The organism is Streptomyces sp. NPDC031340 (assembly GCF_055569945.1).
This window is the reverse complement of the sequence record NZ_JBVIIE010000069.1, coordinates 1-24,484: the sequence shown is the minus strand read 5'-3', so window position 1 is coordinate 24,484 and position 24,484 is coordinate 1. Positions and strand designations below refer to the sequence as shown.

The window sequence follows — 24,484 nt, the reverse complement described above, 5'->3', positions numbered from 1 at the left end:
CGATTCGCCCGTTCGGGCGGAAGGCGGCTGTCAGATCCGGACGCCGAACTGGAACGGCATGTTGTTGATCGACTCGTAGCGCACGACGGTGCCGGTGCGCGGGGCGTGCAGCACCTGGCCGTTGCCGGCGTAGAAGCCGACGTGGTGCTGGTCACCGTAGAAGATGACCAGGTCGCCGACCTGGAGGTCGCTCTGGCTGTAGATGCGGGTGCCGGCGTTGGCCTGGGCCTGCGAGGTGCGCGGGATGGAGACGCCGGCCTGCGCGTACGCCCACGAGGTGAGGCCGGAGCAGTCGAAGGAGCTCGGGCCGGAGGCGCCGTAGACGTAGGGCGAGCCGATCTTGCTCTGGGCGGCGGAGAAGGCCGCGGCGGCCCGGCTGGAGGCGGGGGTGGAGTTGCCGAGGTCGACCCGCGAGCTGGCGGAGCGGCTGGCGCGGGCGTCCTCGGCGGCGATCGCCGCCTTCTCCGCGGCCGTCAGGGAGTTGAGCAGTTTCTGCGCCTCGGCGAGCTTGCTCTGGACTTCCTTCTTCTTCTTGCCCAGCTCGGTGCGGGTGGCCGCGAGGTCCTTGAGCTTGTCGGAGGCCTCGGCGCGCTCCTGGGCGAGCTCGCGCTGCTTCTCCTGGATCTTCTTCAGCGCCTCGACCTGCTGGGCGCTGAGCTGGTCCGCGGTGGACGCCTTGTCCAGGTAGTCGTCCGGGTTGGACGACAGGAACAGCTGGAGGGAGGAGTCGATGGTGCCGGAGCGGTACTGCGCCGCGGCCGCCAGGCCTATGGAGTCGCGCAGCTCGTTGAGCTCCTCCTGGCCGCGGGCGACGTCGTCCTGGATGGTGGAGATCTCCTTCTGGAGCTTCTCCTGCTTCTCCTTGGCCCCGTTGTACTTCTCGGTGGCCTGCTCGGCCTGCTCGTAGAGCTTGTCGACCTTCGCCTTGACCTCGTCCTTGCTCGGCTTCTCGCTCGGCGCGGCGTTGGCGGCCTGCGCACTGATGGCGACGGCGGCGGCTGCCGCGGTGGTCAGCACGGTCACACGTGCCCGGCTCGGCTGCTTGGGTCGACGATGGGACGCCACGGAGGCGAACTCCTTCTTCCGAGGGATCACCCGCTTGGAGGTTCGAGGCCAGACCCTAGTGATGTTCCTGTGATCAGTTCAAATCCTCACACCAAAAAACCCCGTCACGCAATGCATTCTTTGCACGCAACTCACATGAGGTGACACAGGGTTGACGCTACGTTGCGTGACGGTCCCGTCAATTCGGGCATTAAACCTCGACTTTGACGTTTTCAGGACAGGCGCTTGAGAAGCACCGCAGAAGCCACCGGCCGCGCCCCGGCCCGGGCCACCCCGTCGGCGACCTCGCGGTCGGTCGAGGCGACGATGACCGGCCGGCCGGGCGGCTCCGCGCGCACCAGCTGGCGGATCAGCTCGTCGGCGGTGACGCCCGGCTTGGAGAACAGCACCCGCACCCCGCGCGGCGGCGCCAGCAGCACCGGCGCGGCCAGTTCGGCCCCGTCGAAGACGCACGTCACCTCGGCGCCGGTCTGCGCCGCGAGCTGCGAGAGCTGGCCGAGCAGCCGGAGCCGCTGCTTCTCCAGGGGCATCTGGGGATAGCCGGTCTTGGTCACGTTGTAGCCGTCGACGACCAGATGCGCCTGCGGCAGCGCGAGGAGCTGGTCGAGGATCGCCGGGTCGTGCTCGGACAGCGCCCGCGCGGCGATGTCCTTCGGGCTCATCCGCCCCGGCTCGACCGCGTCGACGGTCTCGGCGGGCCGCACGGACACCGGCGGCAGGGCGAGTTCGCGCCGCAGGCCCTGCGCCGCGTCCAGCACGGTGTCCAGGAGCAGCCGCACGCGCATGTCCTCGACACTGCGCCCCTCCCGCGCCGCCTTGCGGGTGGCCTCCAGGGCCGCCTCCGCCTCGCCGAGCCGCGCCTTGAGCCGCCGGGTCTCGCTCTCCGCGGCGGACACCTGGGCGTGCCCCTCGGCGCGCGCGGCCTCCATCTCGGCCTGCGCCTTGCGCAGCGCCGCCTCGCCGCGCTTGACGTCGCTGAGGGCGGCGCGCAGCTTGCGCTGAAGCGATTCGGCCTCCTTGCGGGCCGCGTCCAGCTCGGTGCGCAGCCGCTCGGTCTCCGCCCGGGTCTGCTCACGGGCGCGGGCCAGCTCCTCGCGCAGCCGCTCCAGCTCGGCCCGGCTCTCCTCGCCGGCGCGTTCGGCGTCGGCCCGCTGGGCCTCCTCGCCGGCCGCGGTCACCAGCTTCACCCAGCCGGCGGGGCGCAGCACATAGGCCGCGGCCGCCACGTCGAGCGGATCCGCGGCCGGGGGCGGGGAGCCGGAGTCGAGGGCGCCGGCCAGCTCCGGCTGGGTCTCTCTGAGCTTCTCCCCGATGCGCTGGCGGAACAGCGGATCGGTCTCCAGGGCCGCCGCCATGGCGTTGCCGGCGAACTTCGCCCGCCGGTTCGGCGCGAACCGCGCGTACTGTCTGAGCTGCGCCGGCAGTTCCCCGACGGTCAGCCCGCCGAACCCGTCCGAGACGATCTGGACGACCCGCTTGCGCACTCCGTCGGGCAGCGGACGGTCGAGCACCTCAGCGGCGCCGTCGCCCGGCCCCCCGCTCTCGGTCTCCACCATCGGTCACACCCCACTAGCTGTGCGGGGCCCGCTCCCCTCAGGAGGAGCCGGCACCCGGCCTGTCCACGAGTTCCACCTGGTCCACGGCGTTGCACCAGCGGCAGCGCACCGATTCGATGGTCTCACTGACCACCTCGCGCTCCTCGACCGTCGGCTCACCTGCGAGGTCGAGGTGGACGTACTCGACGACCTTCGACGAGCGGGTCACGTCGAAGCGCGTGAGGTTGCCGCAGAGGGTGCAACGCCACCGCGTCGTGGCGGTCGGCAGGGGAACCGTCATCGTGACTGTGCTCTTTCCTTCTCGGTCTTCCATTGTCGGCGACGCCCCGGCTCGGCGGAGCGTGTGGCCGTAACCCTACGGCCTGGCGGGTAGTCGCCGCTGGCCTGTCCACGGCGGCGAGGCGGTACGGATACTTGCGTCCCGTTACGTCATGCTCTGTGTTCGTGATCGGCAACTGGAGCGTGACCGTCGGCAGAGCGATCCGGGCCCCCTCGGCCCCGGTGACGTACGGGCTGATCGCCCTGTGCTGCCTGATCTTCGTGATCGGCCCGGCGGCCGGCCTGAACCCCGCCTACGGCTCCGGGGACACACTGCTCGCCGCCCAGCGGGCCTACTTCCGCCGCTGGGGCGTGGTGCCCGCGCAACTGTTCGAGGGCTCGGCGCGGGCCGCGCTCACCCCGGCCACGGCCCTCTTCGTCCACGGCAGCTGGGTCCACCTGCTGGGCAACATGCTCTTCCTCTACGTCTTCGGCGTGATGACCGAGGAACGGATGGGCCCCGTGCGGTTCACCCTGTTCTACGTCGGCTGCGGCTACCTCGCCCTGCTGGGCTACTCCGCGGCCGATGCCGCCTCCGAGCAGTCGCTGGTCGGCGCGTCCGGGGCGATCTCGGCGGTCCTCGGTGCGTTCCTGTACCTCTTCCCCAGGGCACGGGTGACCAGTCTCCTGCCGTTCCTGCTGTTCCTGCCGCTGCGGTTCCCGGCATGGGTCGTGCTGCCGTTCTGGGCGGCCCTGCAGTGGGTGGCGGCGGGGCGGGCGGCCCAGGGGCCCGGCGTGGCCTATCTGGCGCACCTGGTGGGCTTCGGGCTGGGGTTCGTGCTGGCCTGGGCGCGGCATGGGAGGCCGAAGACCTGTAGCGGGCCTCGGAAGGGTGGCGGGTGCGACGGGCGGGCTAAGGTGAAGTCCGCCCCAGCTCCGGCCACCGAGGGAGAGAACCAGCCGTGATCACCGCGATCGTCCTCATCAAGACCAGCGTGGACCGGATCCCCGAGATCGCCGAGTCGATCGCCGCGCTGGACAGCGTCAGCGAGGTCTTCTCCGTGACCGGCACCTACGACCTGATCGCCATGGTGCGGGTCAGGCAGCACGAGGACCTGGCGGAGGTCATCCCGGGACGCATCAGCAAGATCCCGGGCGTGGAGGCGACGGACACGCACGTCGCCTTCCGCACCTACTCCCAGCACGACCTGGAGGCGGCGTTCGCGATCGGCCTGGACTCCTGACCGGCCTGGACAAGTCCTGACCGCCGCCCCGCGGACGCTCCCGGCTCAGACGGCGGGGACGCAGCGGCCGTCCTGCGTCCGGTAGCGCAGCTTCGCGCCGTCGCGTACCAGTTCCCGCACGGCGCCGACGAAGCGCTCGACGTGTTCGTCGGGCGTTCCGGCGCCGAAGCTGACCCGGACGGCGTTCAGCGAGTTCTCGCCCGGCGTGGCCTCGGGGGCGCCGCACTCGCCCTGGGTCCGCGGGTCGCTGCCCAGCAGGGTGCGGACCAGGGGATGGGCGCAGAACAGACCGTCGCGGACGCCGATGCCGTACTCGGCTGACAGGGCGGCGGCGAAGTGGGAGCTGTTCCAGCCCTCCACGACGAAGGAGATGACGCCGACGCGGGGCGCGTCGTCGCCGAACAGCGACAGCACCCTGACCTCGGGTACGTCGGCCAGGCCCGCCCGCACCTTGCCGATCAGGTACCGCTCGCGGGCGACCAGTGTGTCGAAGCCGGCCTCGGTGAGCGCCTCGCAGGCCGACGCGAGCGCGTAGGCGCCGATGACGTTCGGCGAGCCAGCCTCGTGCCGGGCGGCGCTGTCGTGCCACTCCACGTCCACTCCCCCGTCCGCGCGCCGGGTCACCCGGCGGCTGGCGCCGCCGCCCGCGAGGTACGGCTCGGCCTCCCGCAGCCAGTCGGCGCGGCCGGCCAGGACGCCGGAGCCGAAGGGGGCGTACAGCTTGTGGCCGGAGAGGGCGACCCAGTCGACGTCCAGCTCCCGGACGCTCACCGGGTGGTGCGGGGCGAGCTGGGCGGCGTCCAGGACGATGCGGGCGCCGTGCGCGTGGGCGGCGGCGGCCAGCTCGCGCACCGGCCACAGCTCGCCGGTGACGTTCGAGGCGCCGGTGACGCACACCAGGGCGGGCCCGTGCGGGTCACGGGCGGCCAGGGCGCGCTCCAGGGTCTCGACGGCCTGGCGCGGGCCGCGCGGGGCGTCGAGGAAGGTGACGCGGGCGTCCCGCCACGGCAGCAGCGAGGCGTGGTGCTCGGTCTCGAAGACGAAGACCTGGCAGCCGGCCGGGAGGGCGGCGGCGAGCAGGTTGAGCGAGTCGGTGGTGGAGCGGGTGAAGACCAGCTGGTCGTCGGCGCGGCAGTCGAGGAACCCGGCGACCGTCCGGCGGGCGTTCTCGAACAGGTCGGTGGACAGCTGGGAGAGGTGGCCGGCGCCGCGGTGGACGCTGCCGTAGTACGGCGCGTACGCGGCCACGTCGTCCCAGACGCGCCGCAGGGCGGGGGCGCTGGCCGCGTAGTCGAGCGCGGCGTAGGCGACCTCGCCGCCGGTGGCGAGCGGCACGGTGACGTCCCCGCCCAGAACGGGCAGCGGGGAGCAAATGGTCCGGGCGGCGGCAACGGTGCAGACGGACATGGCGAACTCCTGTGGAAGGCAAGGGAATTCACCGCGCGAGCGGTACGGCTCAAGGACGAGCGGGTACGGCTCAAGGTGAGCGGGTACGGCTCGAGCGCGGGAAAGGTGAAGGGGGTACGCGGAGGCGGGGCTCTACGCCCTATCGCATTCGCTTGCTCACAGAAGGCTCCTCGACGACCAGGACCCCTGGTGTACGAGGGGTCCGCGCTTGCCGTGGACCTCGCTGCCCACGGCCTGGTCCTCACCCGGGGCACCCCGCCACGGACGGAGGGTTGCCGGACAGTCGGCCGGGGCCTTGTGACTGTCACTCATGACCTGGACAGGAACGTACGCGAGGTGATCGCGGTCCCGCAACTCCTGTCCGGATCGCGGGACCGCGCTTCACCTCGGTCAGGCGTTGCTGGCGGCCACCCAGCGCTCCAGCGTGCGCTTGGCCGCGCCGGAGTCGATCGACTCCGCGGCCTTGGCCATGCCCTCGCGGATCTGCTCGGCGAGCGTCCCCGAGCCCGGCTCCAGGGCCACCAGCGCGGCCGCCGCGTTCAGCAGCACGGCGTCCCGTACGGGCCCGCTCTCGCCCTCCAGCAGCCGCCGGGCGACCTCCGCGTTGTAGGACGCGTCGGCGCCGCGCAGCGCCTCCACCGGCACCAGGTCGATGCCGACGTCGCGCGGGTCGAAGACCTCCTCGCCGACCTTGCCGTCGCGGACCACCCAGACCCGGGAGGTGGCGGTGGTGGTCAGCTCGTCGAGGCCGTCGTCGCCGCGGAACACCAGCGAGGAGTGGCCGCGCTCGGCGAAGACGCCCGCCACGATCGGTGCCATCCGCGGGTCGGCGACGCCGACCGCCTGCGCCTTGACCTTCGCGGGGTTGGTCAGCGGGCCGAGCGCGTTGAACACCGTGCGGATGCCCAGCTGCCCGCGGGCGGCGCCCGCGTGGCGCAGCGCCGGGTGGAACTTGATCGCGAAGCAGAAGGTGATGCCGGCCTCCTCGGCGACCGCCGGGACCCGCGCCAGCGGCAGTTCCAGGTTGACGCCCAGCTTCTCCAGCACGTCGGACGCGCCGGAGGCGGAGGAGGCGGCCCGGTTGCCGTGCTTGACGACCTTCGCGCCCGTGCCGGCCACCACGATCGACGACATGGTGGAGATGTTGACCGTCTTCGCGCCGTCGCCGCCGGTGCCGACGATGTCGACGGCCGCGCCCGGCACCTCGATGACGTTGGCGTGCTCGTACATGGTGCGGACGAGTCCGTTGATCTCCTCGACGGTCTCGCCCTTGGCCCGCAGGGCCACCACGAAGCCGGCGATCTGCGCGTCGGTCGCCTCGCCGCGCATGATCAGGTCCATCGCCCAGGCGGTGTCGTCGGCGCTCAGGTCGCGGCCGGCCAGCAGGCCGTTCAGCAGGGCGGGCCAGGAGCGGCCCGCCGCGGTGTCGCCTCCAGCGGGGGTCACAGCGCTCATAAGGCCGCTCCAGACGTCGTAGAAGAGAGTGTGCCTCCACCCTATCCAGCCGGGCGGCACGGCAGAGGGCCCCGTCCGTAGACCGGACGGGGCCCTGTGCGGGGCGTGGCGACGCCTCAGCGATCAGTGGTGGCCGTGGCCGCTCGTGATCTCCTTGTACTCCTCGACGGTCGGCTTGGCGATCTGCGACTCCTCGCCGTAGTACGCCTCGCTCAGCTTGGCGCGCAGCTTGGTGGAGCTCTTCACCTTGCGCTCGACGCCGTTCTCGTCGACCGTCGGGCCGATCTCGAGCGGCTTGTACTGCTCGTGCGCCGTGAGGGTGTGCAGCTGCTCCTGGCTGAGCGGCTCGTGGACCTCGATGAACTCACCGTGCGGCAGGCGCTTGATGATGCCGGCCTCGCGGCCGTGCAGCACCTTCTCCTTGTCCCGGCGCTGCAGGCCGAGGCAGATCCGCTTGGTGACGATGAACACCAGCACCGGCACGACGAAGAACGCGACCCGGACGAACCAGGTGATGGCGTTGATCGACAGGTGGAAGTGCGTGGCGATCAGGTCGTTGCCGCCGCCGATCAGCATCACGAAGTACCAGGCGATCCACGCGGTGCCGAACGCGGTGCGGGTCGGGGCGTTGCGCGGGCGGTCCAGGATGTGGTGCTCGCGCTTGTCGCCGGTGACCCAGGACTCGATGAACGGGTAGACCGCGATGGTGACCAGCACCAGCGGGAAGATCACCAGCGGGATGAACACGCCCAGGACGAGCGTGTGGCCCCAGAAGTTGATCTCCCAGCCGGGCATCGTACGGATCAGGCCCTCGGAGAAGCCCATGTACCAGTCGGGCTGGGCGCCGGTGGACACCTGGTCCGGACGGTAGGGGCCCATGGCCCAGATCGGGTTGATCGAGGCGATCGCCGCGACGGCCGCGATCACGCCGAAGACCAGGAAGAAGAAGCCGCCGGCCTTCGCCATGTACACCGGCAGCAGCGGCATGCCGACGACGTTGTTGTTCGTCTTGCCGGGACCCGCGAACTGCGTGTGCTTGTGGTAGAAGACCAGGATCAGGTGGCCGACCACCAGGCCGAGCATGATGCCCGGCAGCAGCAGGATGTGGATCGAGTAGAAGCGGGCCACGAAGTCGCCGCCCGGGAACTCGCCGCCGAAGAGGAAGAACGACAGGTACGTGCCGACGATCGGCACGGACAGGATCGCGCCCTCCATGAAGCGGACACCGGTGCCGGAGAGCAGGTCGTCCGGGAGCGAGTAGCCGGTGAAGCCGGTGAACATGCCCAGGACGAACAGCAGGAAGCCGAACAGCCAGTTGATCTCACGCGGCTTGCGGAACGCGCCGGTGAAGAACACGCGCATCATGTGCACGAACATGCCGGCGAGGAAGATCAGCGCGGCCCAGTGGTGGATCTGCCGGATGAGCAGGCCACCGCGCACGTCGAAGGAGATGTGCAGGGTCGAGTTGAACGCCTCGGACATCAGCTGGCCCTGCAGCGGGATGTAGCTGCCGTGGTACTCCACCTCGTTCATCGACGGGTGGAAGAACAGCGTCAGGTACACACCCGTGAGGATGATGATGATGAAGCTGTACAGGCAGATCTCGCCCAACATGAACGACCAGTGGTCGGGGAAGATCTTGCGCATGTTGCTCTTGGCCAGGGAGTAGATCCCCAGCCGGCCGTCGGCCCAGTCGGCGAGGCGCTCGCCGCCCGAGGCCTTCCCGCGGGTGCGGGACTCTTGGTTCGTTTGAGTGCTCATCCGCGCTCCCAGAAAGCAGGACCGACGGGCTCCTCGAAGTCGCCGAGCGCCTCGAGGTAGCCCTCGTCGTTCACGCCGATGCGCAGCTGCGGCAGGGCGTGACCGGCGGGGCCGAAGATCACCCGGGCACCGTCGGAGAGGTCGAAGGTGGACTGGTGGCAGGGGCACAGCACGTGGTGCGTCTGCTGCTCGTACAGCGAGATCGGGCAACCGACGTGGGTGCAGATCTTGGAGTACGCCACGATGCCTTCGTGCGACCACTCCAGCTCGCGCTTGTCCTTGATGTTGTCCGGCTGGAGCCGGACGATCATCAGGGCCGCCTTGGCGATCTCGGTCTGGAAGTTCTCGTCCTTCTCCTCCAGGCCCTCGGGCTTGGCGAAGGTGAGCGAGCCGACCGCGACGTCGGAGGGGCGCAGCGGCTCGTTCGTGTTCATGTTGACGAGCAGCTTGCCCTTGGACCACATGGTGTGGCGCAGCTTGGTGCCGGGCAGCGGACCGAGGTCGCGCAGCAGCATCAGGCCGGAGAGCGGCACCAGGGTGAGCGCGCCGAGCATCGTGTTGCGGATCAGCTTGCGGCGGCCGATCACCGACTCCTTGGCGCCCTGCGCGAAGTCCGCGTGGACCTTCGCGCGGACCTCGGGAGAGGCCTCGATCGGGTGACGCTCGTCGACGATCTCGACGTCCGACATCAGGGTGCGGGCCCAGTGGACCGCGCCCGCGCCGATGCAGAACAGCGCCAGTCCGAGGGTCAGGCCCAGCGCGAAGTTCAGCGCGCTGATGTGCCCGATCGGGAAGACGTAGATCGACTTGTCCGCGGGGACCGCCACGTAGGAGGCGATGAAGCCGATGGTGGCCAGCATCGACACCGTGAACAGCAGGGCGACCGTGCGCTCGGACCGCTTGGCGGCCCGCTCGTCGATGTCCTGGATCCGGTGCTCGTGGGGCGGCAGGCCCGGGTCGGCGAACGGGTCCTTCTCGTCCGCGACGCTCACCGCGCCCAGCGCGGTCTCCTGCTCAGCGGGCAGGTTCTCTTCTGGAATGTCTTGGCTACTCATGACTTCTTGGCCTTTGCGGTCCGAGCGGCGACCCAGACGGCGACCGCGATCAGCGCGCCGAGTCCGAAGACCCACGCGAACAGACCCTCACTGACCGGGCCGAGTCCGCCCAGCTCGAGGCCACCGGGGCTCTCGGTCTTGTCCCCGTTGACCGCGTTCAGGTACGCGATGATGTCCTTCTTGTTCTGCTCCGACAGCGTGGTGTCGGGGAACGACGGCATGTTCTGCGGGCCGGTCTGCATGGCCTCGTAGATGTGCTTCGGGTTCACGTCCGCGAGGCTCGGCGCGAACTTGCCGTGCGTCAGCGCACCGCCCTTGCCGGTGAAGTTGTGGCACTGCGCGCAGTTGGTGCGGAACAGTTCACCGCCCTTGGCGATGTCCGCGCCCTGCGCACCGAACTTGTCCTCGGACGGGACGGCCGGGCCGGCGCCGAGCGAGGCGACGTACGCGGCGAGCTGGTCGATCTCGGCCTGCGTGTAGACGACCTTCTTCTTGGGGACCTGCGCGCCCGGCTGCTGGGCCGGCATACGGCCGGTGCCGACCTGGAAGTCGACGGCCGCGGCGCCCACGCCCACGAGGCTCGGACCGTCGGAGGTGCCCTGACCGCCGGTGCCGTGGCAGCTGGCACAGCCCACGGAGTAGAGCTTCTTGCCCTCGTCGATGGCGAGGGACTGGGCGGTGTCGTCGGCCTGCGCCTTGCTCGCGGGCGCGAACACGGCGTACAGCCCCCCGGTGGCCGCCAGCGCGAGGAGTAGGACGACGACTGCCGCCAGCGGATGGCGTCGTCGTGCGGAGAGCTTTTTCACGGATTACCCCGGTGTCAGGATCTTCTGCGTCGATGCTTCTGGGATGTGCGCCGTGCGGCGCACGCGGGAACGGGCCCTGCTACTTGATCAGGTAGATCGTGGCGAAGAGGCCGATCCAGACGACATCGACGAAGTGCCAGTAGTAGGACACGACGATGGCCGCGGTCGCCTGCTCGTGGGTGAACCTCCTGGCCGCGTAGGTGCGCCCGAGGACCAGCAGGAAGGCGATGAGGCCGCCCGTCACGTGCAGTCCGTGGAAGCCGGTGGTCAGGTAGAACACCGAGCCGTACGGGTCGGAGGAGAGCGAGAGCCCGTCCTTCTTCACCAGCTCCGTGTACTCGAAGATCTGACCGCCGATGAAGATCGCACCCATCACGAAGGTGACGATGAACCAGCCCCGGAGCTTCTTCACGTCCCCGCGCTCGGCGGCGAACACGCCGAGCTGACAGGTCAGGGAGGAGAGCACCAGGATCGTGGTGTTGGTCGCGGAGAACGGAAGGTTGAGGGCACTTGCCATCTCCTTCCAGTGATCCGGACCGGTCACCGATCGAAGGGTGAAGTACATCGCGAAGAGGGCCGCGAAGAACATCAGCTCGGAACTCAGCCAGATGATGGTTCCGACGCTGGTGAGGTTCGGCCGATTGACCGACGGGTGCGCGTGCCCGGTTTCTACTGTCGTTGCTGTCGCCACGACCGACATTATGTCGGTCGCTTATCCCGCCCTCACGCCGGGGGGTGCTGTTCGGGGTGTCCGCACCGTGTGTACTGCCCGGATGGCTCAGCGAAGCGGTGTACGGACGGCTGCGGACGGCTGTTGACAAGGGGTGCGAGGGAGTAGCATCCGCCGCATCGGGCTGAGCCCGTCCCTCGCCGTACGACGCTGACGTCTCGGAGGAACAATGCAGCCGACCGCCACGGTGCTGGTCTACAGCGACGACTCCAACACCCGCGAACAGGTGCGGCTGGCCTCCGGCAAGCGGCCGGCCCCGGACGCCCCGCTGGTCGAGTTCATCGAGTGCGCGACCCCGGCCGCCGTCCTGAAGGAACTGGACAGGGGCGGCATCGACGTCTGCGTCCTGGACGGCGAGGCCGTGCCGATGGGGGGCATGGGGATGTGCCGGCAGATCAAGGACGAGGTCTTCGACTGCCCGCCGGTGCTCCTGCTCATCGGCCGTCCGCAGGACGCCTGGCTGGCGACCTGGAGCCGCGCCGACGCGGCGGTGACGCTGCCGGCGGACCCGGTGGAGTTCGCCGCCGCGCTGGCCTCCCTGCTGCGTCGGAAGAAGGCCGTGAGCGCCTGAGCGGCGCTCACGGACCGTTCCTTCCGGACCTGTCCTAGACCGAATCGGGACGCAGCCTCGCCCGGACCTCCGGGCGGGGCGCCTCCGGGCTGCCCGCGGCCAGCGCGCTGCCTTCACGCCACTGCTTCCAGTCGAGGTTCCAGTCGCCGAAGCCGTTGCCGAACGGCGCCATCATCTCGCCGTTCGAGTTGACGACCTTGACGACGTCGCCCTCGCGGACGGTGTCGAAGAACCACTCGGCGTTGGCGGTGCTCATGCCGGTGCAGCCGTGGCTGACGTTGGCGTTGCCCTGTGAGCCCACCGACCAGGGCGCGGCGTGCACGTACTCGCCGCTCCAGGTCAGCCGGGTCGCGTAGTAGACGGGCAGGTCGTACGACTCCGAGGAGCCCTCGGCGATGCCGACGGTGCTGCTGCGCATCTGTACGAAGTACTCCTTGCTCAGCACGACCTTGACGCCGTTGCGGGTATCGAAGCCGGGCTTGCCGGTGGTCACCGGGATCGTCTTGATCTCCTGGTCGTCCTTGTAGACCGTCATGGTGTGCGCCGCGGCGTCCGTGACGGCGACGACGCGGTCGCCGATGGTCAGGTTCAGCGGCTTGGACGCGCCGCCGCGCAGGCGGTCGCCGATCTTGATGCCGTCCAGGTCGCTGCGCACCCGGACGGTCGCGTGGGCGGGCCAGTAGTCCTTGGGCCGGTAGTGGAGCTGCTTGTCGTCCACCCAGTGCCAGGCGCCCTCCACCTTGGGCGCCGAGTCGACCCTGAGGGCCCGTTCGACGGCGGCCCGCTGCTCCTTGTCCTTGACGGGCTCGCTGAGTTCGGCGGTGACGGGCTGTCCGACGCCGTAGGTGCCGCTCTTGGGTCCGAACTCGACCGTCAGGCGCTTGCTGACGGTGGGTCTGCTGGTGTCGAAGGTGAGGACCTTGCGGCCGGGCGCGCCGTCCTCGTCCTCCGTGCTCACCCGCACCGTGTAGTGGGCGTCTGCGGCGAGCGGGGAAGTGCTGTGCCAGCGGGCGCCGTCGGCGGAGAGTTCGCCCGTCACGTGACGGCCCGTGGCGTCCACGGCGGTGACGTCGGTGATGCGGCCGTCGTCCTCGAGGGTGACCTCGAGCGGCTTGTCCGGGTCGGCCTTCTTGCCGCCCTCGCCGGAAACGCTGAAGGAGATCTGGTCCGTCGCGTCGTACGGCTTCGCGGACAGCGGGCTGCCGCCCGTGCCGCAAGCGGTGCCGCCCGCGCCGAGGGCGATCACCAGCAGCGTGCAGCTGACGACGGTGCGGGTGCGCGGAGATTGGCTCATGGGTTCACGCTAGGGAGCCTCGTCAACGGCGGCGCGCCGGGTGATGCGTACGGGTGACCGGCGTTGCGCCGAACGCAGGAGCCCGGACCCTCCTGACGGAGTGTCCGGGCTCTCGGGCGCTCGGCGCGTGTTACTGGGTGCCGGTCACCGGGTGCTACTGGGTGCGGTTCTCACCGCGGTAGTACTCGAAGACCCAGCCCCACAGCCCGACCAGGATCAGCGGGGCCGAGAAGAACATCAGCCACCAGCCGATCGCGATCGACAGGAAGGCGAGGGCGCCACCGGCCGCCAGGGCCAGCGGCTGCCAGCTGTGCGGGCTGAAGAACCCGACCTCGCCGGCCTCGTCGGCGACGTCCGCCTCCTTGTCGTCCTGTGCGCCCGCGTCGACCCGCCGGGCGGTGAAGCCCAGGTAGAAGCCGACCATGATGCTCAGGCCGAAGGTCAGGAAGAGGGCGGTGGTACCGGCCGGCTCCTTCGCCCACACGCCATAGACCACTGCCATGGCGAGGAAGAAGACGCTCAGCCACATGAACATCTTGCCCTGGATCTTCACTTGCCGGCCTCCTTGCCACCGAGCGCAGCCAGCTCGCCGTGCGGGGCGTTCTCGAGCTGGTCGAGGGCGGCGATGTCAGGGTGGTGCAGGTCGAACGCCGGGGATTCGCTGCGGATCCGCGGCAGGGTGAGGAAGTTGTGCCGCGGCGGCGGGCAGGACGTGGCCCACTCCAGGGAGCGGCCGTAGCCCCACGGGTCGTCGACCTCGACCGGCTTGCCGTACTTGGCCGTCTTCCACACGTTGTAGAGGAACGGCAGCATCGACAGGCCGAGCAGGAACGAGCTTATCGTCGAGACCGTGTTCAGGGCGGTGAAGCCGTCGGCCGCGAGGTAGTCCGCGTAACGACGCGGCATGCCCTCGACACCCAGCCAGTGCTGCACCAGGAACGTGCCGTGGAAGCCGACGAACAGCGTCCAGAACGTGATCTTGCCGAGGCGCTCGTCGAGCATCTTGCCGGTGAACTTCGGCCACCAGAAGTGGAAGCCGGAGAACATCGCGAACACGACCGTACCGAAGATCACGTAGTGGAAGTGGGCCACCACGAAGTACGTGTCCGAGACGTGGAAGTCCATCGGCGGCGCGGCCAGGATGACACCGGTCAGACCGCCGAAGAGGAAGGTGACCAGGAAGCCGGTCGCCCACAGCATCGGCGTCTCGAAGGACAGCGACCCCTTCCACATGGTGCCGATCCAGTTGAAGAACTTCACACCGGTCGGGACCGCGATCAGGAAGGTCATGAAGGAGAAGAACGGCAGCAGCACACCGCCGGTGACGTACATGTGGTGCGCCCACACCGTCACGGACAGACCCGCGATGGCGATGGTGGCGCCGACCAGGCCCATGTAGCCGAAGATCGGCTTGCGGGAGAAGACCGGGATGACCTCACTGACGATGCCGAAGAACGGCAGCGCGATGATGTACACCTCGGGATGGCCGAAGAACCAGAACAGGTGCTGCCACAGCAGCGCTCCGCCGTTGGCGGGGTCGAAGATGTGGGCGCCGAACTTGCGGTCCACCTCCAGCGCGAACAGCGCGGCGGCCAGCACCGGGAAGACGATGAGCGCCAGCAGGGCGGTCAGCAGCACGTTCCAGGTGAAGATCGGCATGCGGAACATCGTCATGCCGGGGGCGCGCATGCAGATGATCGTGGTGATGAAGTTGACCGAGCCGAGGATGGTGCCGAAGCCGGAGAGGGCCAGGCCCATGATGCCCATGTCGGCGCCGATGCCGGGGGTGTGGATCGCGTCCGACAGCGGGACGTACATGAACCAGCCGAAGTCGGGGGCGCCGTTCGGGGTCAGCAGGCTGGCCGCCGCGATCAGCGAGCCGAGCAGGTACAGCCAGTAGGCGAACATGTTCAGCCGCGGGAAGGCGACGTCAGGGGCGCCGATCTGCAGCGGCATGATCCAGTTGGCGAAGCCGGCGAACAGCGGCGTCGCGAACATCAGCAGCATGATCAGGCCGTGCATGGTGAAGGCCTGGTTGAACTGCTCGTTGGAGAGGATCTGCAGGCCCGGACGGGCCAGCTCGGCGCGCATGAGCAGCGCCATCACGCCACCGATGCAGAAGAACGCGAACGACGTGACCATGTACAGCGTACCGATGGTCTTGTGGTCGGTCGTGGTCAGCCACTTGACCACGACACTGCCGCGGTTCTGGCGCCGGACCGGCAGCTCGTCCTCGTAGTAGGACCCTGCTGCCGCGGCACCCTTGGGTTCGTTGACGGTGCTCACAGGTTGTTCGTCTCCCGGTTCTTCTCGTGGCTCGTCTGCGCGATGCCGGCGGGAACGTAACCGGTCTGCCCCTTCTTCGCGAGGTCCTTGAGGTGCTGCTCGTAGCGCTCAGGGGAGACGACCTTCACGTTGAACAGCATCCGGGAGTGGTCGACGCCGCAGAGCTCGGCGCACTTGCCCAGGAAGGTGCCCTCCTTGTTGGGGGTCACCTGGAAGGCGTTGGTGTGGCCCGGGATGACGTCCACCTTCATCAGGAACGGCACCACCCAGAAGGAGTGGATGACGTCCCGTGAGGTGAGGACGAAGCGGACCGTCTTGCCCTTGGGGAGCCACAGCGTCGGGCCGGGGTTGCCGGTCTGCGGGTTCCGCGTGGCCGGGGTGCCGATGTCGTACACGCCGCCCGCGTTGGCCGGGAAGTCGTCCTTGTACCGCTTCGGGACGGCGTCCAGGTTCTTGTCGGTCTTCGCGTCGCCCGTCGAGCCGGCGACGGGGCTGATGTAGTTGAACGCCCAGCTCCACTGGAAGCCGACGACGTTGACCGTGACGTCGGGCTTCTTCTTCAGGTCGAGGAGCTTCGACTCGTCCCGGGCGGTGAAGTAGAACAGCACCGAGACGATCAGGAGCGGGACGACCGTGTACAGCGCCTCGATGGGCATGTTGTACCGGGTCTGCGGAGGGACCTCGACCTTGGTGCGGCTGCGCCGGTGGAACATGGCGCTCCACAGAATCAGACCCCACACCAGCACGCCGACGACGAGCGCGGCGGCCCAGGATCCCTGCCACAGGGAGAGGATCCGCGGAGCCTCCTCCGAGGCCGGGTCGGGCATACCCAGGCGAGGAAAGTCCTTGTATGTGCAACCGGTGGCGGTCGCCAGGACCAGGGCCGCGGTCAGTGCCTGCAGCAGCTTCCGCCGCATCGGGCGCCGCGGCGAGCGGTCGGAGCCGTTGGGACTCACGTAGCGCCTTCCCGAGAGTCTCGCCCGCGCGGATCGGCTGCGGCCTTCTCGCTGGTCGGTCGCCGCCCTGCGTCGGGCAGGGGTTTGGATGTTTATGCGGACCAAACCCTAGCCGACGCCATTTGGGGTCGCGCGGGGAGGGTCCCCAACGCGCCGCACTCTCAGCCGAAGGGGTCGGCCGCCGCGCCACGACCCCCCGGTGACACCCGCTCAGCACCCTCGCCGGACCGACGAGACGGCGAGCGGGGGCCCCTGCGGGGGCGTCGGCGGGGGCGTCGGGCGCAGGCCCGTGGACGCGGTGCGGCGGGGCGGCCTGCGGCGCGGCGAGGCGGTGGGCGCGGCCCGGCGAAGTCGGACCTGCGGCACGGCGACGGGGCGGCCTGCGACCGGACAAGGCGTGGGCGCGGCCGGGCAAGGCGTGGGCGCGGCCCGGCGGCGGGCGCGCGGCGCGGCGGCGGGCGCGCGGCGCGCCGAGGACTGCGGGCGCGGACCGGTGCGGCGGTGGGCTCGGTGGGCGCGGCGCGGCGAGGGGGTGCGGAGCCGCGAAGTCGGGGCCTGCGTGTGGCCAGGGCCGGGGCGGCGGCTCAGTCCGGGGCGGGCGCGGCGGGCGTGGCCCGGCAAAGTCAGGGCCTGCGTGCGGCCCGGCGGGCGCGGCCCGGGGCGGACGCGGCCCTGCTGCGCGGCGGGGGTGCGGCCCCGGGAGTGGGCGGGAGCAACTCGGCGGGACGATGGACTCGGCCTGGCAGGACAGCGGGCGCAGCCCCGGCGGGAGGGCGGCACGGCACCGGTGAAGGGTGGCGGGCGCGGCGCCGTCGGGGGGCGCGGCGCCGCGAAGTCAGGGCCCGCACGGCAGCGAGCGTGACGCGTCGAAGTCGGAGCCTGTAGCCCCGGCGGGGTGGCGAACAAGGCCCAGCAGCGGAGATGTGGCCCAGCGAGTCGCCGGCGCAGCACGGCGGGGCGGCCTGCGGCCCGGCGAAGCGGTGGGCGCGGTCCGGCGGGTCGGCCTGCGGCCCGGGGGCACTGCGCGGCGGCGTGGGCGCGGCTCGGCGGGACCGCGAGCGCGGCGCGGAGGGGCAGGCGCGGCGGCGCAGCGGGGGCGGCCCGGCGAGGGCGGCCTGCGGCCCGGCGGGCGGGCGCAGCCTGACGGGGCGGCGGCGGAGGTGCGGCACGGCGGGGCGGCCGGGGTGTGGTCCGGTGAGGAGGTGGCGGGCCCCTCCGGGGGGTTGGGGCGGGTGGGGTCCTAGCGTTGGTGTGTGTCCTACTTCGACGCGGCTTCCGCCGCTCCTCTGCATCCCGTGGCCCGTCAGGCGCTGCTCGCCTCGCTCGACGAGGGCTGGGCCGATCCGTCGCGCCCCTACCGGGAGGGGCGGCGCGCCCGGCTGCTGCTGGACGCGGCCCGCGAGGCGGCCGCCGAGGCCGTGGGCTGCCGGCCGGACGAACTGGTCTTCACCTCCTCCGGCACCCGCGCCGTGCACACCGGGATCGCGGGCGCGCTGGCCGGCCGGCGGCGGGTCGGACGTCACCTGATCGTGTCAGCCGTCGAGCACTCCTCGGTCCTCCATTCGGCGGAGGTTCTCGAGGCGGACGGCGGAACGGTGACCCAGGTGCCCGTGGACCGCGCCGGCGCGGTGACCGTACAGGCGTACGAGGATGCCCTGCGCCCGGACACCGCGCTGGCGTGCCTTCAGTCGGCCAACCACGAGGTGGGCACCGAGCAGCCGGTGGCGGCCGTGGCCGAGGCGTGCCGTGCGGCGGGCGTGCCGCTGCTGGTGGACGCGGCGCAGTCGCTGGGCTGGGGACCGGTCGACGGCGACTGGTCGCTGCTGGCGGCGAGCGCCCACAAGTGGGGCGGCCCGTCGGGGGTCGGGCTGCTCGTCGTACGCAAGGGGGTGCGGTTCGCGCCGCAGGGCCCGGCGGACGAGCGGGAGTCGGGACGCTCCCCCGGCTTCGAGAACCTGCCGGCCGTGGTGGCGGCGGCCGCCTCGCTGCGGGCGGTGCGCGCGGAGGCGGAGCGGGAGGCGGTACGGCTGCGGGAACTGACGGAGCGGATCCGGTCCCGGCTGCCGGCGCTGGTGCCGGACGTGGAGGTGGTCGGGGATCCCGTCCGCCGCCTGCCCGGGACCGTCACGTTCTCGTGTCTCTATGTCGACGGGGAGACATTGCTGCACGAGCTGGACCGTGCCGGCTTCTCCGTCTCCTCCGGGTCGTCCTGCACGAGCAGCACGCTGACGCCCAGCCATGTGCTCAGGGCGATGGGGGTGCTGAGCGAGGGCAACGTACGGGTGTCGCTGCCGCCGGGGACACCGGCGGAGGACGTCGAGCGGTTCCTTGAGGTGCTGCCCGGGGCGGTGGCGGCGGTGCGGGACAAGCTCGCGACACCGGCGTCCGAGGCGGTCGTCCGGGACGACGCCCTCGTGGTGGACGCCCTCGGCAGGCGCTGCCCGATCCCCGTGATCGAACTCGCCAAGGTCATCGGCGAGGTCCCGGTGGGCGGCCGGGTCCGCGTCCTGTCGGACGACGAGGCGGCCCGCCTGGACATCCCCGCGTGGTGCGAGATGCGGGGCCAGGAGTACGTCGGCGAGGAGCCGGCGGACCGCGGATCTGCGTACCTGGTCCGCCGACTGTCCTGACGCGCCGGCCGGGTGCGGCTGGCCGAGTGCGCCGGCCGAGGTGCTAGTTGAGGTGCTTCTGGACCTCGGAGGCGGCCTCGTCGCCGTAGGCCTTGGTGAAGCGCTCCATGAAGTGGGCGCGGCGCAGCTGGTACTCCTGGGTGCCGACCGTCTCGATGACGAGCGTGGCCAGCATGCAGCCGACCTGGGCGGCGCGCTCCAGGGAGACGCCCCACGCCAGGCCGGAGAGGAAGCCGGCGCGGAAGGCGTCGCCGACGCCGGTGGGGTCGGCCTTGCGTTCCTCGTCGGGGGTGCCGACCTCGATGGCCGGCTCGCCGGCCCGCTCGACGCGCACGCCGCGCGCGCCGAGGGTGGTGACCCGGTGGCCGACCCGGCCGAGGATCTCCTCGTCGCTCCAGCCGGTCTTGGTCTGGATCAGGCCCTTCTCGTACTCGTTCGAGAACAGGTACGTGGCGCCGTCCAGCAGTATCCGGATCTCGTCGCCGTTCATGCGGGCGATCTGCTGGGAGAAGTCGGCGGCGAACGGGATGCCCCGCGAGCGGCACTCCTCGGTGTGCCGGAGCATCGCCTCCGGGTCGTCGGCGCCGATCAGGACCAGGTCGAGGCCGCCGACGCGGTCGGCGACGGTCTTCAGCTCGATCTGCCGGGCCTCGCTCATCGCGCCCGTGTAGAAGGAGCCGATCTGGTTGTGGTCGGCGTCGGTGGTGCACACGAAGCGGGCGGTGTGCAGGGTCTCGGAGATGCGCACCGAGTCGGTGTCGACCCCGTGCCGCTCCAGCCAGGCCCGGTACCCGTCGAAGTCGAAGCCGGCGGCGCCGACCAGGACGGGCTTCGTGCCGAGCTGCCCCATGCCGAAGGCGATGTTCGCGCCGACCCCGCCGCGGCGGACGTCGAGGTTGTCGACCAGGAAGGAGAGCGAGACCGTGTGCAGCTGGTCCGCGACGAGTTGGTCGGCGAAGCGGCCGGGGAAGGTCATGAGGTGATCGGTGGCGATGGAGCCGGTGACTGCGATGCGCACGGCGTGGACTCTCCTGTGGGGAGAAACTGGGTTGACAGTTCACGCTACCGGGTCCGGCACCGCCTTCGAAGCACGGAAACTACCCAATAGTAGATCTTTCTTCGCCGTCTCCGGCGTGCCTACGGTGTTGTATGAGCAACCTCGAAGTCCATCCCTCAGCCCTGGCCGACCTGGAAGGCGGGCTCGCGTCGCTGCGCGGCGACTGCGCCCGGATGGCCCCGCACTGGGCGGTTCCCGACGAGGCCGCCGCCCGTCCGGTCTCCCCCTCGCACATTCACGGCGTGACGGTTCCTCCGGACTCGGCCCGGCTGCTGGAGGCGATGTCGGACTACGGCGACTGATTCCGTCGCGACAGCGCGACTCGGCGCGTTCTGGGAACCGCACGCTCGCCCGCCGCGTCCCATCGCCGTCCCCCGCTGAGGGGAATGCGCGACACGACCCTCCGGCCCACTGTTTTGACAGGGCCGGGTCAGGGTTACACGGGACAGTGCGGCCGAAGGAGCGATGCGGTGAACACCGAGCGACCCGACAACGACGACGTCGTCGGACCCGCCGGCGACGACGGGAGCACAAGGGCCTCCGGCGCCGGCGCGCCCGGCACGGAGGGCTCCGCCCCTGGGCACGAGACCCCCGAGCAGGGCTCCGCCCCCGGGGACCGGGCCCACGCGCAACACGCGCAGGACTCCGCCCCCGAGGACGAACCCGGTACGCAGGGCTCCGCCCCCGAGGACGAGACCCACGACGCTGACTCCGGCCGCGCGGAAGAGCGGGACCCCGCGCCGTCTCCGGCCGACGAGAGCGCGCCCGAAGGCGCCCCCGCGGCCGACGAAGGCGAGGCCGGGATGCCCTCCGCGGCCGGTGCGGACGAACCCGGGGACGTAGCCGGGGACGTAGCCGGAGACGAACCCGGGGTTCCCGATGCCACTCCCGGTCCCGGTGAGCGGCAGGACCACGATGCCGGTGCGCGAGCGCTCCGGCGGCGTTCCCCGGCGGTCGTCGCGTCGGTCGCCGCCGCCGTACTGCTCGTCGGGGTGGGCGGGGCGTATCTCGCCGCCAACGCATCGGACGGGTCCGGCGGCAGCGGTCCGGGGGCGTCCGGCGGCGACGGCACTCCCCCGCCGCTCGCCCTCGACGGCGGCTCCGAGGGCGGCACGAACGGCATCGCGCCCGGCGAGCCGGACCCGTACGGCACGACGTACCGGGTCGACGGCACCCTCCCGGACGGGCCGGACTCGGCGCCCGTGTACCGGGCGGCCGGCCAGGTGACCGAGGAGGAGGTGGCCCGGCTGGCGAAGGCCCTCGGACTCGACGGAACGCCCGTGGCGCGGGGTCAGTCCTGGCGGGTGGGCCCGGCGAAGGACGGGGCGGGGCCCAGCCTGGTGGTGGACCGGCAGGCGCCCGGCGCTTGGACGTTCCACCGGTACGCCGCCGGCACCGACGCCTGCCAGGGCACCCTCGTGTGCACGAAGGACCCCGCGAACCCGGCCGGCCGCACGGTCGGCGAGGCTGCCGCGAAGAAGGCCGCCGCACCCGTGCTGAAGGCGGCCGGCCAGGACACCGCCAAGGTGGACGCGAGCAAGGTGATGGGCGCGCAGCGGGTCGTCAACGCCGACCCGGTGGTCGGCGGACTGCCCACGTACGGCTGGACGACCGGACTGACGGTGAACGCGCAGGGCCAGGTGGTCGGCGGCAACGGCCGGCTGAAGGCGCCGGTGAAGGGCGACACGTACCCCGTGCTGGGGGCGCGCGAGACGCTCGACGCGATGAACGCGGCTCCCCCGGCGGACCACCGGGCGGGCGTCGGGGGCTGCGCCGACCCGGTGCCGCTGGAGGACCGGGCGGCGGCGGCCTGCGGGCAGTCGTCGCCGGGCGCGACGGCCGCGACGACCGCTCCGGCGCGGCCGGTCGCCACGGTCGAGGGCGCGGTGTTCGGGCTGGCCGCGCACGCCGTGGACGGGCGGCCGGCGCTGGTGCCGTCCTGGCTGTTCGCGGTGCGGGCGCCGGGCGCGCGGGACACCGTCACGGTGACCCGTCCGGCGGTCGAGCCGCAGTACCTGACGTCCGGCACGTCCGCCGCCCCCGCCCCGACGGCTCCCACCGCGACGGCGGCGCCACGGGACGTGCGGGTGGAGGGCTACAGCGCCGACGACCGCGAGCTGACCGTCACCTTCACGGGCGGGGTGTGCGCGGACTACGAGGCGAAGGCGAGCGAGAGCCCGCACAAGGTGACCGTGACGGTCACCGAGACGCCGTGGCGGGACAAGGTGTGCATCATGATCGCCAAGCAGTACCGGAAGGTGCTCCACCTCGACGAGCCGCTCGGCGACCGCACGGTGGTGGGCTCCGACGGCAGGCCGATCCCGCGGACGAAGCCCGGGGCCCGGCTGCCCCAGCCGTCCGGGGCGCGGTGACGGCGAGGCACGGCGAAGGCGAGGCACGGCGAAGGCGGCGGCCCCAGGTGTGGGGACCGCCGCCTTCGTGGTGCCGGAGTGGCGGGCGGGCTCAGCTGAAGGAGTCGCCGCAGGCGCAGGAGCCCGTCGCGTTCGGGTTGTCGATCGTGAAGCCCTGCTTCTCGATGGTGTCCACGAAGTCGACGGTGGCGCCGCCGAGGTACGGGGCGCTCATGCGGTCGGTGACGACCTTGACCCCGCCGAAGTCCTTCTCCACGTCGCCGTCGAGGGAACGCTCGTCGAAGAAGAGCTGGTAGCGCAGGCCGGAGCAGCCGCCGGGCTGGACGGCGACGCGCAGGGCGAGGTCGTCCCGGCCTTCCTGGTCGAGCAGGGCCTTGACCTTCGCCGCGGCGGCGTCGGTCAGGATGATGCCGTCGGTGACGGTGGTGGTCTCGTCCGATACGGACATCTACATCTCTCCCGGGTTGTACGGAGACTGCTTGCCGACGGTTGCAACCGGCGGGGCCGCGGATTCATTCCGGGCCGGGTGTCTGTCTTTTGGTTCCCTCATCATGCTCGCACATGCGATGGGAGGCGGAAAACGCCTGACGGGGATTCACGTCACATCGACGCGATGACCATCGTCAAAGTGACATGAACCGGGTTATGATAGATAGCGTCAGTTCGACGAAAAGTAGAAAGGGTGCGTGACGTGACCACCGCCCACACCCAGGAGCTCGACGTACAGCCGACGCCCCTCGCCCTGCTGCTCCTCGGTCGTGAGGCCGATCCGCGCAGCGAGCGGGGCGTCGAGTGTCCCGGGGAGCTCCCGTCGCCGTCCGACCCTGACCTGGTGGAGCGCGCCCGCGCCGCCAAGGAACGGCTCGGCGACAAGGTCTTCGTGCTCGGCCACCACTACCAGCGCGACGAGGTCATCCAGTTCGCGGACGTCACCGGCGACTCCTTCAAGCTGGCCCGGGACGCGGCCGCTCGTCCGGAAGCCGAGTACATCGTGTTCTGCGGTGTGCACTTCATGGCGGAGTCCGCGGACATCCTGACCTCCGACGACCAGAAGGTCGTCCTGCCCGACCTCGCCGCCGGCTGCTCGATGGCCGACATGGCCACCGCCGAGCAGGTCGCCGAGTGCTGGGACGCGCTCACCGAGGCCGGCGTGGCCGAGCAGGTCGTGCCCGTCTCGTACATGAACTCCTCCGCGGACATCAAGGCGTTCACGGGCCGGCACGGCGGCACGATCTGCACCTCCTCCAACGCGCGGCGGGCCCTGGAGTGGGCCTTCCAGCAGGGCGAGAAGGTGCTGTTCCTGCCGGACCAGCATCTGGGCCGCAACACCGCGGTGCGGGACATGGGCATGTCCCTGGAGGACTGCGTCGTCTACAACCCGCACAAGCCGAACGGCGGGCTGACGGCCGAGGAGCTGCGGGCCGCGAAGATGATCCTGTGGCGGGGTCACTGCTCGGTCCACGGCCGCTTCGACCTGCGGTCGGTCGAGGACGTGCGCGAGCGCGTCCCGGGCGTGAACGTCCTGGTCCACCCCGAGTGCCGGCACGAGGTCGTGGCCGCGGCGGACTACGTCGGGTCGACGGAGTACATCATCAAGACGCTGGAGGCGGCCCCGGCCGGCTCCAAGTGGGCGATCGGCACGGAGCTGAACCTGGTCCGCCGGCTGGCGAACCGTTTCGCTCCGGAGGACAAGGAGATCGTCTTCCTCGACCGCACGGTGTGCTTCTGCTCGACGATGAACCGCATCGACCTGCCGCATCTGGTCTGGGCCCTGGAGTCCCTGGCCGACGGCAACCTGGTCAACCGGATCCAGGTCGACAAGGAGACCGAGGCGTACGCGAAGCTGGCGCTGGAGCGGATGCTGGCACTGCCGTAGGGCTCACGTCCCGGGGGGGGGGGGGGGGGGGGGGGGGGGGGGGGGGGGGGGGGGGGGGGGGGGGGGGGGGGGGGGGGGGGGGGGGGGGGGGGGGGGGGGGGGGGG

22 protein-coding genes and 1 riboswitch are annotated in these 24,484 nt (G+C 71.1%); of the genes, 7 read left to right on the top strand and 15 right to left on the bottom strand.

Annotated features, from left to right (window positions below; genetic code table 11):
• Nucleotides 1–30: 30 nt before the first annotated feature.
• The 3 genes from ACZ5GT_RS35585 to ACZ5GT_RS35575 form a co-directional block, all read right to left on the bottom strand.
• Nucleotides 31–1,065: a C40 family peptidase gene (locus tag ACZ5GT_RS35585; protein WP_469034767.1), complete on the bottom strand. Its 1,035-nt coding sequence runs from the start codon at nucleotides 1,063–1,065 to the stop codon at nucleotides 31–33.
• A gap of 212 nt (nucleotides 1,066–1,277) precedes the next feature.
• Nucleotides 1,278–2,621 carry an NYN domain-containing protein gene (locus ACZ5GT_RS35580; RefSeq protein ID WP_469034763.1) on the bottom strand — a complete coding sequence of 448 codons (1,344 nt, stop codon included), beginning with the start codon at nucleotides 2,619–2,621 and terminating at the stop codon, nucleotides 1,278–1,280.
• A gap of 37 nt (nucleotides 2,622–2,658) precedes the next feature.
• Nucleotides 2,659–2,901, bottom strand: a complete 243-nt coding sequence (locus ACZ5GT_RS35575; protein ID WP_324783782.1) for a hypothetical protein — start codon at nucleotides 2,899–2,901, stop codon at nucleotides 2,659–2,661.
• Between the two features lie 164 nt (nucleotides 2,902–3,065).
• Here ACZ5GT_RS35575 and ACZ5GT_RS35570 point away from each other — a divergent pair, with 164 nt between their 5' ends.
• Nucleotides 3,066–3,845: a rhomboid family intramembrane serine protease gene (locus ACZ5GT_RS35570; RefSeq protein WP_469034761.1), complete on the top strand. Its 780-nt coding sequence runs from the start codon at nucleotides 3,066–3,068 to the stop codon at nucleotides 3,843–3,845.
• A complete protein-coding gene (locus ACZ5GT_RS35565; RefSeq protein WP_469034759.1) occupies nucleotides 3,842–4,123 on the top strand; it encodes an Lrp/AsnC family transcriptional regulator in 282 nt (93 codons plus the stop codon). The genes ACZ5GT_RS35570 and ACZ5GT_RS35565 overlap by 4 nt, the downstream gene beginning before the upstream one ends.
• 45 nt (nucleotides 4,124–4,168) lie before the next feature.
• Here the strand turns inward: ACZ5GT_RS35565 and ACZ5GT_RS35560 are convergent, their stop codons facing one another.
• The 6 genes from ACZ5GT_RS35560 to ctaE all read right to left on the bottom strand — a co-directional run bounded on the left by ACZ5GT_RS35560 (nucleotide 4,169) and on the right by ctaE (nucleotide 11,307).
• Nucleotides 4,169–5,530 carry an aminotransferase class V-fold PLP-dependent enzyme gene (locus ACZ5GT_RS35560; protein ID WP_469034757.1) on the bottom strand — a complete coding sequence of 454 codons (1,362 nt, stop codon included), beginning with the start codon at nucleotides 5,528–5,530 and terminating at the stop codon, nucleotides 4,169–4,171.
• A 199-nt stretch (nucleotides 5,531–5,729) separates the two neighbouring features.
• Nucleotides 5,730–5,846: riboswitch (SAM riboswitch) on the bottom strand.
• Between the two features lie 74 nt (nucleotides 5,847–5,920).
• A complete protein-coding gene (trpD, locus tag ACZ5GT_RS35555) occupies nucleotides 5,921–6,985 on the bottom strand; it encodes an anthranilate phosphoribosyltransferase (RefSeq protein WP_469034755.1) in 1,065 nt (354 codons plus the stop codon).
• A gap of 123 nt (nucleotides 6,986–7,108) precedes the next feature.
• Nucleotides 7,109–8,746, bottom strand: coding sequence for a cytochrome bc1 complex cytochrome b subunit (gene qcrB, locus ACZ5GT_RS35550; protein ID WP_469034753.1), 1,638 nt, complete (start codon nucleotides 8,744–8,746; stop codon nucleotides 7,109–7,111).
• Nucleotides 8,743–9,801, bottom strand: coding sequence for a cytochrome bc1 complex Rieske iron-sulfur subunit (qcrA, locus tag ACZ5GT_RS35545; protein ID WP_469034751.1), 1,059 nt, complete (start codon nucleotides 9,799–9,801; stop codon nucleotides 8,743–8,745). The genes qcrB and qcrA overlap by 4 nt, the downstream gene beginning before the upstream one ends.
• Nucleotides 9,798–10,607, bottom strand: a complete 810-nt coding sequence (qcrC, locus tag ACZ5GT_RS35540; RefSeq protein ID WP_469034749.1) for a cytochrome bc1 complex diheme cytochrome c subunit — start codon at nucleotides 10,605–10,607, stop codon at nucleotides 9,798–9,800. Before qcrC ends, qcrA begins: the two co-directional genes overlap by 4 nt.
• Nucleotides 10,608–10,686: 79 nt before the next feature.
• Nucleotides 10,687–11,307 carry an aa3-type cytochrome oxidase subunit III gene (gene ctaE / locus ACZ5GT_RS35535; RefSeq protein ID WP_360745116.1) on the bottom strand — a complete coding sequence of 207 codons (621 nt, stop codon included), beginning with the start codon at nucleotides 11,305–11,307 and terminating at the stop codon, nucleotides 10,687–10,689.
• A 199-nt stretch (nucleotides 11,308–11,506) separates the two neighbouring features.
• Between ctaE and ACZ5GT_RS35530 the strand changes: the two genes are divergently transcribed.
• Entirely contained in the window at nucleotides 11,507–11,908 is a 402-nt protein-coding gene (locus tag ACZ5GT_RS35530; protein WP_469034746.1) for a response regulator, read from the top strand.
• A gap of 34 nt (nucleotides 11,909–11,942) precedes the next feature.
• On the opposite strand, the gene ACZ5GT_RS35525 is transcribed toward ACZ5GT_RS35530, so the two are convergent.
• The 4 genes from ACZ5GT_RS35525 to ctaC all read right to left on the bottom strand — a co-directional run bounded on the left by ACZ5GT_RS35525 (nucleotide 11,943) and on the right by ctaC (nucleotide 16,444).
• Nucleotides 11,943–13,202, bottom strand: a complete 1,260-nt coding sequence (locus ACZ5GT_RS35525) for a L,D-transpeptidase (protein ID WP_469034742.1) — start codon at nucleotides 13,200–13,202, stop codon at nucleotides 11,943–11,945.
• Between the two features lie 154 nt (nucleotides 13,203–13,356).
• Nucleotides 13,357–13,755 (bottom strand): cytochrome c oxidase subunit 4, encoded by a 399-nt coding sequence (locus ACZ5GT_RS35520; RefSeq protein WP_469034739.1) that lies wholly within the window; start codon nucleotides 13,753–13,755, stop codon nucleotides 13,357–13,359.
• Entirely contained in the window at nucleotides 13,752–15,488 is a 1,737-nt protein-coding gene (ctaD, locus tag ACZ5GT_RS35515) for an aa3-type cytochrome oxidase subunit I (protein WP_469034737.1), read from the bottom strand. Before ctaD ends, ACZ5GT_RS35520 begins: the two co-directional genes overlap by 4 nt.
• Nucleotides 15,485–16,444, bottom strand: a complete 960-nt coding sequence (gene ctaC / locus ACZ5GT_RS35510) for an aa3-type cytochrome oxidase subunit II (RefSeq protein WP_469034734.1) — start codon at nucleotides 16,442–16,444, stop codon at nucleotides 15,485–15,487. The genes ctaD and ctaC overlap by 4 nt, the downstream gene beginning before the upstream one ends.
• Nucleotides 16,445–17,697: 1,253 nt before the next feature.
• On the opposite strand from ctaC, the gene ACZ5GT_RS35505 reads away from it, so the two are divergent.
• The gene (locus ACZ5GT_RS35505; RefSeq protein ID WP_469034731.1) at nucleotides 17,698–19,074 is read left to right on the top strand and encodes an aminotransferase class V-fold PLP-dependent enzyme; all 1,377 of its coding nucleotides are present in this window, start codon (nucleotides 17,698–17,700) and stop codon (nucleotides 19,072–19,074) included.
• 43 nt (nucleotides 19,075–19,117) lie between these two features.
• Here the strand turns inward: ACZ5GT_RS35505 and ACZ5GT_RS35500 are convergent, their stop codons facing one another.
• Entirely contained in the window at nucleotides 19,118–20,092 is a 975-nt protein-coding gene (locus ACZ5GT_RS35500; protein ID WP_469034728.1) for a carbohydrate kinase family protein, read from the bottom strand.
• Between the two features lie 131 nt (nucleotides 20,093–20,223).
• Between ACZ5GT_RS35500 and ACZ5GT_RS35495 the strand changes: the two genes are divergently transcribed.
• Complete coding sequence (locus ACZ5GT_RS35495) at nucleotides 20,224–20,433, top strand: hypothetical protein (RefSeq protein ID WP_469034725.1); 210 nt, start codon at nucleotides 20,224–20,226, stop codon at nucleotides 20,431–20,433.
• 168 nt (nucleotides 20,434–20,601) lie between these two features.
• Complete coding sequence (locus ACZ5GT_RS35490; protein WP_469034723.1) at nucleotides 20,602–22,503, top strand: hypothetical protein; 1,902 nt, start codon at nucleotides 20,602–20,604, stop codon at nucleotides 22,501–22,503.
• Between the two features lie 91 nt (nucleotides 22,504–22,594).
• Here ACZ5GT_RS35490 and ACZ5GT_RS35485 read toward each other — a convergent pair whose 3' ends face one another.
• A complete protein-coding gene (locus ACZ5GT_RS35485; RefSeq protein WP_023551351.1) occupies nucleotides 22,595–22,951 on the bottom strand; it encodes an iron-sulfur cluster assembly accessory protein in 357 nt (118 codons plus the stop codon).
• Nucleotides 22,952–23,194: 243 nt separating this feature from the next.
• Here ACZ5GT_RS35485 and nadA point away from each other — a divergent pair, with 243 nt between their 5' ends.
• The gene (gene nadA, locus ACZ5GT_RS35480; protein WP_469034720.1) at nucleotides 23,195–24,379 is read left to right on the top strand and encodes a quinolinate synthase NadA; all 1,185 of its coding nucleotides are present in this window, start codon (nucleotides 23,195–23,197) and stop codon (nucleotides 24,377–24,379) included.
• The last annotated feature ends 105 nt before the right edge of the window (nucleotides 24,380–24,484 follow it).

Excerpts from the sequence above, each read along its gene's own strand:
- ACZ5GT_RS35580 (WP_469034763.1), bottom strand. The coding sequence starts at position 2,621 with ATGGTGGAGACCGAGAGCGGGGGGCCGGGCGACGGCGCCGCTGAGGTG.
- ACZ5GT_RS35575 (WP_324783782.1), bottom strand. The coding sequence starts at position 2,901 with ATGACGGTTCCCCTGCCGACCGCCACGACGCGGTGGCGTTGCACCCTC.
- ACZ5GT_RS35560 (WP_469034757.1), bottom strand. The coding sequence starts at position 5,530 with ATGTCCGTCTGCACCGTTGCCGCCGCCCGGACCATTTGCTCCCCGCTG.
- trpD (WP_469034755.1), bottom strand. The coding sequence starts at position 6,985 with ATGAGCGCTGTGACCCCCGCTGGAGGCGACACCGCGGCGGGCCGCTCC.
- qcrB (WP_469034753.1), bottom strand. The coding sequence starts at position 8,746 with ATGAGCACTCAAACGAACCAAGAGTCCCGCACCCGCGGGAAGGCCTCG.
- qcrA (WP_469034751.1), bottom strand. The coding sequence starts at position 9,801 with ATGAGTAGCCAAGACATTCCAGAAGAGAACCTGCCCGCTGAGCAGGAG.
- ctaE (WP_360745116.1), bottom strand. The coding sequence starts at position 11,307 with ATGTCGGTCGTGGCGACAGCAACGACAGTAGAAACCGGGCACGCGCAC.
- ACZ5GT_RS35530 (WP_469034746.1), top strand. The coding sequence starts at position 11,507 with ATGCAGCCGACCGCCACGGTGCTGGTCTACAGCGACGACTCCAACACC.
- ACZ5GT_RS35525 (WP_469034742.1), bottom strand. The coding sequence starts at position 13,202 with ATGAGCCAATCTCCGCGCACCCGCACCGTCGTCAGCTGCACGCTGCTG.
- ACZ5GT_RS35495 (WP_469034725.1), top strand. The coding sequence starts at position 20,224 with ATGAGCAACCTCGAAGTCCATCCCTCAGCCCTGGCCGACCTGGAAGGC.
- ACZ5GT_RS35485 (WP_023551351.1), bottom strand. The coding sequence starts at position 22,951 with ATGTCCGTATCGGACGAGACCACCACCGTCACCGACGGCATCATCCTG.